8 protein-coding genes and 1 pseudogene are annotated in these 7154 nt (G+C 60.8%); 6 read left to right on the top strand and 3 right to left on the bottom strand.

All coding sequences use genetic code 11. The features are described from left to right. Positions 1-213: 213 nt before the first annotated feature. Genes IE209_RS33220 through IE209_RS33195 form a run of 6 tightly spaced genes read left to right on the top strand, consistent with a single transcriptional unit; the run spans position 214 to position 5401 of the window. The gene (locus IE209_RS33220) at positions 214-930 is read left to right on the top strand and encodes a c-type cytochrome (protein WP_189691141.1); all 717 of its coding nucleotides are present in this window, start codon (positions 214-216) and stop codon (positions 928-930) included. Next, positions 927-2225 carry a c-type cytochrome gene (locus IE209_RS33215; RefSeq protein ID WP_189691140.1) on the top strand — a complete coding sequence of 433 codons (1299 nt, stop codon included), beginning with the start codon at positions 927-929 and terminating at the stop codon, positions 2223-2225. Before IE209_RS33220 ends, IE209_RS33215 begins: the two co-directional genes overlap by 4 nt. Positions 2226-2234: 9 nt before the next feature. Continuing rightward, on the top strand, positions 2235-2408 hold the full coding sequence (locus IE209_RS33210; protein WP_189691139.1) for a hypothetical protein: 174 nt from the start codon (positions 2235-2237) through the stop codon (positions 2406-2408). A 38-nt stretch (positions 2409-2446) separates the two neighbouring features. Next, entirely contained in the window at positions 2447-2989 is a 543-nt protein-coding gene (locus IE209_RS33205; protein ID WP_229883184.1) for a cupredoxin domain-containing protein, read from the top strand. Further along, positions 2976-4598 carry a b(o/a)3-type cytochrome-c oxidase subunit 1 gene (locus tag IE209_RS33200; RefSeq protein WP_189691138.1) on the top strand — a complete coding sequence of 541 codons (1623 nt, stop codon included), beginning with the start codon at positions 2976-2978 and terminating at the stop codon, positions 4596-4598. Before IE209_RS33205 ends, IE209_RS33200 begins: the two co-directional genes overlap by 14 nt. Continuing rightward, on the top strand, positions 4598-5401 hold the full coding sequence (locus IE209_RS33195; RefSeq protein ID WP_229883183.1) for a c-type cytochrome: 804 nt from the start codon (positions 4598-4600) through the stop codon (positions 5399-5401). Before IE209_RS33200 ends, IE209_RS33195 begins: the two co-directional genes overlap by 1 nt. Positions 5402-5603: 202 nt before the next feature. On the opposite strand, the gene IE209_RS33190 is transcribed toward IE209_RS33195, so the two are convergent. The 3 genes and pseudogenes from IE209_RS33190 to IE209_RS34125 form a co-directional block, all read right to left on the bottom strand. Beyond that, positions 5604-6188: a transposase gene (locus tag IE209_RS33190; RefSeq protein ID WP_189691136.1), complete on the bottom strand. Its 585-nt coding sequence runs from the start codon at positions 6186-6188 to the stop codon at positions 5604-5606. A 116-nt stretch (positions 6189-6304) separates the two neighbouring features. Next, positions 6305-6442 (bottom strand): transposase domain-containing protein, encoded by a 138-nt coding sequence (locus IE209_RS34130; protein ID WP_229883186.1) that lies wholly within the window; start codon positions 6440-6442, stop codon positions 6305-6307. 75 nt (positions 6443-6517) lie between these two features. Next, positions 6518-7098: pseudogene (locus tag IE209_RS34125) on the bottom strand (IS66 family transposase); the annotation flags it as partial. Positions 7099-7154 lie beyond the last annotated feature (56 nt).

The raw sequence follows: 7154 nt of genomic DNA, 5'->3' as shown, positions 1-7154 counted from the left end.
TGGGTCAGTATTGCGCGATTCCGGTGGGTCGGTTCGAGACGATCGCCAACAGGCAGCACGGCTGCGAGTCCGTGACGGCCCGATTCCTACGTCGACGATCAGGATCGTGCGTTTTTTCCTACGCAGGTACGCGTTCTATCCTTGCAATCCGCGCGATTGCGTGCGCAAGTCGCGGTATGTACGATCGTTTCAGAGCAGTCAATTCGTTGCGTAATGGCATCACGGTTCTCCACTCTTCTATTCGCAATAGCGTGCGTGAGCGTGCAATTGGTGGGCAACGCGCAAGAGCATGCAATTCCGGCGTTCAAAGAATTGAACTCCATGGAAGCTAGGGTGCAGGGCTGCGTCACATGCCACGGGCAAAGCGGCCAAGGCACGAACGATGGGTACTTTCCGAGAATCGCAGGTAAGCCGGCTGCATATCTCTTCAACCAGTTGGTTGCGTTCCGAGATGGCACCCGCCGGTATCCGCCTATGAACTATCTGGTCGCCTACCTCCCAGACGTCTACCTTCGGGAGATCGCCGAGCATTTTTCCAGGCAGCAACCGGCCTATGCCCCTCAAGAGCGAAGCCACGTGGACCAAGCCACGTTGGCCCGAGGCCAGACGCTGGTTCAAGCTGGTGATGCGTCGATTGGTGTCCCTGCCTGCGTGGGTTGCCACGGCGCCGCGCTGACAGGCATGAACCCTGGGATACCCGGATTGGTCGGTTTGCGGTCTTCTTATGTGGCCGCGCAGTTGACACGTTGGCGCGTTGGCGAGCGCCATGCTGCCGAGCCGGATTGCATGAAGCGCATCGCAACGCGGTTGAACGACGCAGACATCTGGGCAGTTTCCGTCTGGCTGTCGCGACAGCAGGCTCCAAGGGATGCATCGCCCGAATCGCCTAATTTGGTTCGCATGCCTTTCGCCTGCGGAAGCCAGAGATGAAAGCACGCGTCTTCGTCGCCGGAGCGCTGCTGGTCGCCATAGGTGGTCTGGTCTTGCTTGCCGCGTGGATCTGGCTAAAGCCGGGACCACTGCCCGTCAACGATCGTCGCACTGGCGCGGTACCGAATGCCACAAGCCAGGTCATTGCCAAGGGGGAGTATCTCGCACGCGCGGGCGATTGTGTCGCTTGTCATACCCATCCTGGGGGAAAGGCGTTCGCGGGAGGAAGAGCGATGCCTACCCCATTCGGAAATCTATACGTGCCCAACATCACGCCAGACGACGAAACCGGCATCGGCGCGTGGAGCGCCGATGACTTCTATCGGATGATGCACACCGGCATTTCGCGAGACGGCACGCTTCTTTACCCGGCGATGCCATTCGCTTCCTACACCAAGGTCACGCGCGAGGATTCCGATGCGATCTACGCGTACCTCATGTCGGTGACGCCGGTCAAACAGAGCAACCGGCCGCATGAATTGAGATTCCCCTACAACCAGCGCGAACTGCTGGTGGGCTGGCGCACGCTGTACTTCAAGCAGGGCGAATATCAGCCCGATGCCAAACAAACGGCGCAATGGAACCGGGGCGCTTATTTGGTCGAAGGACTTGGACATTGCGCGATGTGCCACACATCGGTCAATGCGCTTGGTGGATCCAGCGAAGCCCGCGCCTTCGAAGGCGGGATGATCCCCAACCAAAACTGGTACGCGCCCTCGCTAACCTCGAACCGCGAGGCAGGGCTGGGTAACTGGAGCATCGAGGACATCAAGGATCTTCTGCAGACCGGTGTGTCGCATCGCAGCACGGTCTACGGCCCGATGGCCGAGGTCACCTACAACAGTTTGCAGTACATGACGGACGAGGACGTCGAAGCGATGGCGGTCTACCTGAAGTCGCTGCCGCAACGCGACTCTGAGCCTCCTCCGACCAGCCAAGCCCGCCTTGTGTCTCCGAATGTCATGGAATTGGGACGTCGTGTCTACACACAGCAGTGCCAGATGTGCCACGGCGAAGAAGGCAAGGGTTATCCGCCGTCCTATCCGCCGCTCGCGGGCAATCAGTCGATCACCATGTCCTCACCGGTCAATTCGATCCGCATGGTGCTCAATGGTGGCTACCCGCCGGGCACTAAGAAGAACCCCCGTCCCCATGGCATGCCGCCCTTCAGCCACATTCTCAACGACGAAGAGGTGGCAGCAGCGGTTACCTACATACGTGTGGCTTGGGGCAACAGCGGCGCCCCGGTGGCACCGGGTCAGGTCAACGAGCTTCGAAAGCTCCTTCCCGAATAGCGAGGACCCATGCTTGATGACAGCATGCTTAAGAAAAATGATGAGGACGAACGTGTTGAGCGGATTGTTGCCGAGGGACCTGGCGGCACTTTCGCAGTGGCCGGCGTCGCCACAGCCATCGTCGTTGCCATTTACTTTGCCTTCTATTTCTGGGCCTATCTCCCGCGTGGGGTCATGCAGTGAACCGCGTGACTCCCCCAACTTCGAACCCCGATCACGGAGTGGCCCAGACGGTCGCGGACGCGGCTGAACGTCGATGGGCGGTCGTAGTGGGCGCCATCATCGTTGCGTTGATCGCGATGATGGTCGTCACGGGGGTGCATTGGTCTGCGATGCCGCCATCGCGAGTGGAAACTGTGGACGTCAAGCGGTTGCACTTGGAGGGCGAGTTCGTGGAGTCCAACCTTGGGACGGTGCTCGGCGACGATGGCAAGGTGGTGGTTCGTTTGGTTGCCCAGCAGTATTCCTTCGAGCCGCAGTGCATCGTGGTCCCGGCCGAAATGCCGGTGACGTTCCGCGCGACCGCCACCGACGCCATCCATGGCTTCGTCGTCGGAAAGACAAACGCAAACACGATGCTGATTCCGGGGTTCGTCGCAACCTTCACCACCTCTTTCAAGACAGCTGGCGAACAGTTGATGCCTTGCCACGAGTACTGCGGCACAGGTCACGAAGCCATGTGGGCACGGGTCCAAGTGCTCGAGCCACAAGAATTCCTTGCGAAGGCCAAGGGCGGAGAAAGGATGAGCTGTGTACCTCGCTAAGCGATTGGTCCTCGCCCATTTCTGGATCGCCTTCGTAGCGTTCCTAGGGGCGATCGTGCTAGGGGAATGGCAGATGTTCATCCGGAGCCCCCTTGCGAACTGGATCAACAACCCAGAGCACTACTACCGTTCGGTGACCGCGCACGGAACCGTCATGGCTTACGTGCTGCCTACGCTCGTCGCGATGGGCTTTGGCTATGCAATCTGCGAATTGGCTTTGAAACGCCCGTTGATCGGCGTGAAGTGGGCTTGGGCCGGTTTTTGGCTGGTCATTGCCGGTACCGCAGTGGCTGCGATCACCATGGCGCTTGGCAAGGCCTCGGTACTCTACACCTTCTACCCACCGATGATCGGCAACGCGTTCTATTACATCGGCGTTGTGTTGGTGGTCGTGGGGTCGTGGATCTGGGTCGGCCTGATGTCCGTCAACCTTCGGGCTTGGCGCAAAGAGAACCCAGGTGCGACCGTGCCATTGGCGATGTTCGGCAACGTTGCTGGCGCCTACTTGTGGGCCTGGACGTCGGTGGGCGCGGCGGTCGAGATCCTCGTCCTCATCCTTCCGGCATCCCTCGGTTTGACCGATACGATCAATGCAGGCCTCGCGCGCGTACTGTTCTCCTGGACGCTTCACGCCATCGTGTACTTCTGGTTAATGCCTGCCTACATTGCCTTCTACACCATCGTTCCAAGGGCCATCGGTGGGCGTCTGTACAGCGACACGATGGGGCGCGTCGCCTTCGTGTTGTTCCTGGTGTTTTCGATGCCCATCGGTATCCACCACCTCTTCGCCGATCCCCACGTGGGCGCCGGGTTCAAGTTCGTGCACGCGGCGATGACGGCCATGGTGTCTGTGCCAACGCTCCTGACGGTGTTTACGATCGTGGCATCGGTCGAGATCGCAGCACGGTTGCGCGGTGGCCACGGGCTGTTCGGCTGGGTGAAAGCACTGCCGTGGGACAACCCCATGATGCTTGCGGTGACGTTCTCGTTCGTCATGCTGGGTTTCGGAGGAGCCGGCGGCATCATCAACATGAGTTACCAGCTCAACGAAACGATCCACAACACGCAGTGGGTGACGGGGCATTTTCATCTCATCTTCGCGGGAGCCATCGTCATCATGTATTTCATGGTGGCGTACGAGCTGTGGCCTCAGCTCACCGGGTGCGGGGCGTTGCCGAAGGGTTTGATGAAGGTGCAGCTTTGGCTGTGGTTCGTCGGGATGATGGTGCTGTCGATGCCTTGGCATCTAGTTGGACTGCTTGGCATGCCGAGGCGCATGGCCTATTACGATTACAGCCACCCTGACATTGCACCGCAAGCATGGACGGTGATCGCCTCGACGCTTGGCGGCCTGTTGCTCGTCATCTCCGCGTTCATCCTGGTCTACATCTTGGCCAGCGCGCATAGACGGCCAAAGTCGACTCCCGCTCCGTTCACATTCAGTGCCACGGCGCACCCCATGGCCCATACGCCAGTGGCGCTGAACACGTTCGGACTCTGGGTTGCGATGATGATCGGGCTGACGCTGGTGAACTACGGCTTTCCCATCGCGCAGATCGCCATGCTTCCAGATGCGTACGTCCCCGTGATCCCAATCGGGAGTCGATGATGCAACGACTTTGGTCTTGGAACAACGCGTGGTTTCGCTGGAGCGTAGCATCCCTTGTGGTGTTGCTAGTCGGTTCGATGCTCGTCGGCTTCGTGTGGCTCCCCTCGGTCCACAGCGACTTCACCGCCAAGAGCCTTTGGGACAGCATTTGCCGAGCGGCAGGCGTTCCCACGACGTGGTCCGATGCCAATACGCCGGAGAAGCGGCCCCAATCGACGAGCGTCGTGCTCGAGCGCTCGATGACGAGGGTCAGCGAGAACGACCAAGTGGGGAGGGGCGCCACTCTTGCGTTGAACTGCACCATGTGCCACGGCGCTCAGGGCATGAGCACGTCGAACGCACCGAATCTGGCAGGCCAGTACCCCGAAGTCGTGATCAAGCAGCTTCAGGATTACAAGGGCGGCAAGCGCTCCAACGCAGTGATGGAGCAGCTCGCAAGCAGCTTGTCAAACCAAGACATTGAGGATTTGGCGGCCTACTACGCTTACCTGCCGAAGGCGCGAACAGCGCCTACGACCTACGACGAGCAGTTGCCCGCGTTGGTGAGGGTAGGGGACCCGCTGCGCAACATCGCTCCGTGCATCTCCTGCCATGGCGGCGTCGATCAGAAGATCGGGACACCGTGGATCGAAGGCATGCCGAAAGACTACCTCATTGCACAGCTTGAAGCGTTCAAGTCCGGTGTCCGGCGTAACGACGCTCAGTCCCAGATGCGCAACATGGTGCGCGCGATGACCAGGGACGAGATCGCAGAGCTGGCTTCGTTCTATGCAGGCAAGGCAGGCGCCGGAGAGCACAAGTAGGTTTGTTCATTGGTGTTCAGCTCAGTTCCGGAAATAGTGCTCTTCTTCTTCCTTCTTCCCCTTTCATTCGCGTAAAGCCGACCAGCGTGTGGCAGCAGGACGATGAGCCCTTCGCTGATTTGTGAGCGTCATAGTCTGGCGACCCCGATTCAGGCATTGCAGCAGTTCGAGACCGTTGACCAACGCAGGCACAAGCCGACGGTCAGGCTCGCTTCTTGTCCGTCATGAACGAGCAGCTTGATGCGCGTGCCGCGCGCATTCGCGAAGAGGTAGCCGTGACGGGCATGGGCGACTCCGAAAACTTCACCACGTGCGTGGGCAGCCGCTCGGCACCGGCTCGCATGTCGATGGGCTTGGCTGATAGCCACAGGGCATCAATGCGGATCATCGAAGCAGCTCGCGCATCCAGGTCGCTCATTCGCTTGCTGCACTTGCCCGCCACGTCACCTTGACGCTCGCCGCGCCGCGCTGCAGTTCGATGCGGATGTCGGCCGCGACAGGCGGGGCCGGAGTCGGAATCGGCAGAGGCAAGAACTTTGAGCGTGGGCGTCGTCGCCGGGGCTAGCTTCTTCGCCTCGCTCGCAGCGGTGCCCGGCTCAATCTCCGCGCCGACCTCGGCTTCCTTGACCCATCGACGGACAAGGTTTGCATTGATGTCGTTGGCCATCGCTACCGAGGCCGACGACACGCCAGGTCGGGAGCACCCGGCCACGATATGCGCTTTGAACTCAGCGCTGTGAATTCGCCGGCGACGCTGACCTTGACTGAGGGGTATGTAAGCGTCCATTTCTCCACCAAAAAGCAAGTGGAGAACGGCATCCTTTGCTATACGTGGGAATCAAGATGGGCCGACTAGACGTAAGCGTCCGGCCAAGTCCATCTTGACCCCGGAGATGCCGCAGCTCAGGCCAGCGGCGAGCAGCGGTACGGCAGCAGATCGCGCAGTGCAGATGCTGGCTGGGTCGGCAGCCGCTGCAGCACGTACTTGAGGTACGCGTAGGGCTCATGGCCATTGAGCCTGGCGGTGTGCAGCAGGCTCATGATGGCGGCAGGTCGCTGGCCCGCACGCAGGCTACCGGCGAACAGCCAGTTTTTCCTGCCCAACGCGATGGGGCGGATCAGGTTCTCGATGCGGTTGTTGTCCGCGGCAAGGTCAGCGTCGTCGATGAAACGCGTCAGCGCAGCCCAGCGCTTAAGGCTGTAGTCGATGGCCTTGGCCGTCGCGCTGCCCTCGCGCACCTTCTGACGGTTGGCCATCAACCAGGCGTGCAGCAAGTCGGCCGCTGGCCTGACCTGGCTTGCCGCAAGCGCAGCCGCTCGCCGGGCCCGAGGTCCTTGGCCTCGCGTTCGATTTCGTAGAGGTTGGCGAACAGCTTGAGCGTCCCCCCGGCCAGCGTGTTGCTGTGGTTGGCCCACAGCTCGTGGAACTTGCGCCGTGCGTGCGCCAGGCAGTCGGCCTCGGTCACGCCGGCATTCATCACCTGCTTGTAGCCCGCGTAGTCGTCGCAGATCAGCGTACCTCGCCAGCCGCCGTTGCCGTCTTCGGCGATGCCCAGGAAGCGCCGTGCGTTGTGTCCAACCCGGCTTTCGGCGAAGTCGAAGACCACAGCGTTGACCTCATCCCAGACCGTGGTGCAGTTGCTCCACAGGTAGGCGCGGTGCGTCTTGCCATGACCCGGCTTGAGTGCGTATTCCACGCCATCGCGGGCACCATTCCACGCTGATGGCGGGCAGCGTTCCACGTGATCGCGGG

Origin of the sequence: Pseudorhodoferax aquiterrae (genome assembly GCF_014652235.1) — a bacterium.
GTDB classification, from domain to species: domain Bacteria; phylum Pseudomonadota; class Gammaproteobacteria; order Burkholderiales; family Burkholderiaceae_C; genus Pseudorhodoferax; species Pseudorhodoferax aquiterrae.
The sequence above is the reverse complement of the archived record's forward strand: the minus strand, read 5'-3'. Positions and strand labels throughout refer to the sequence as shown.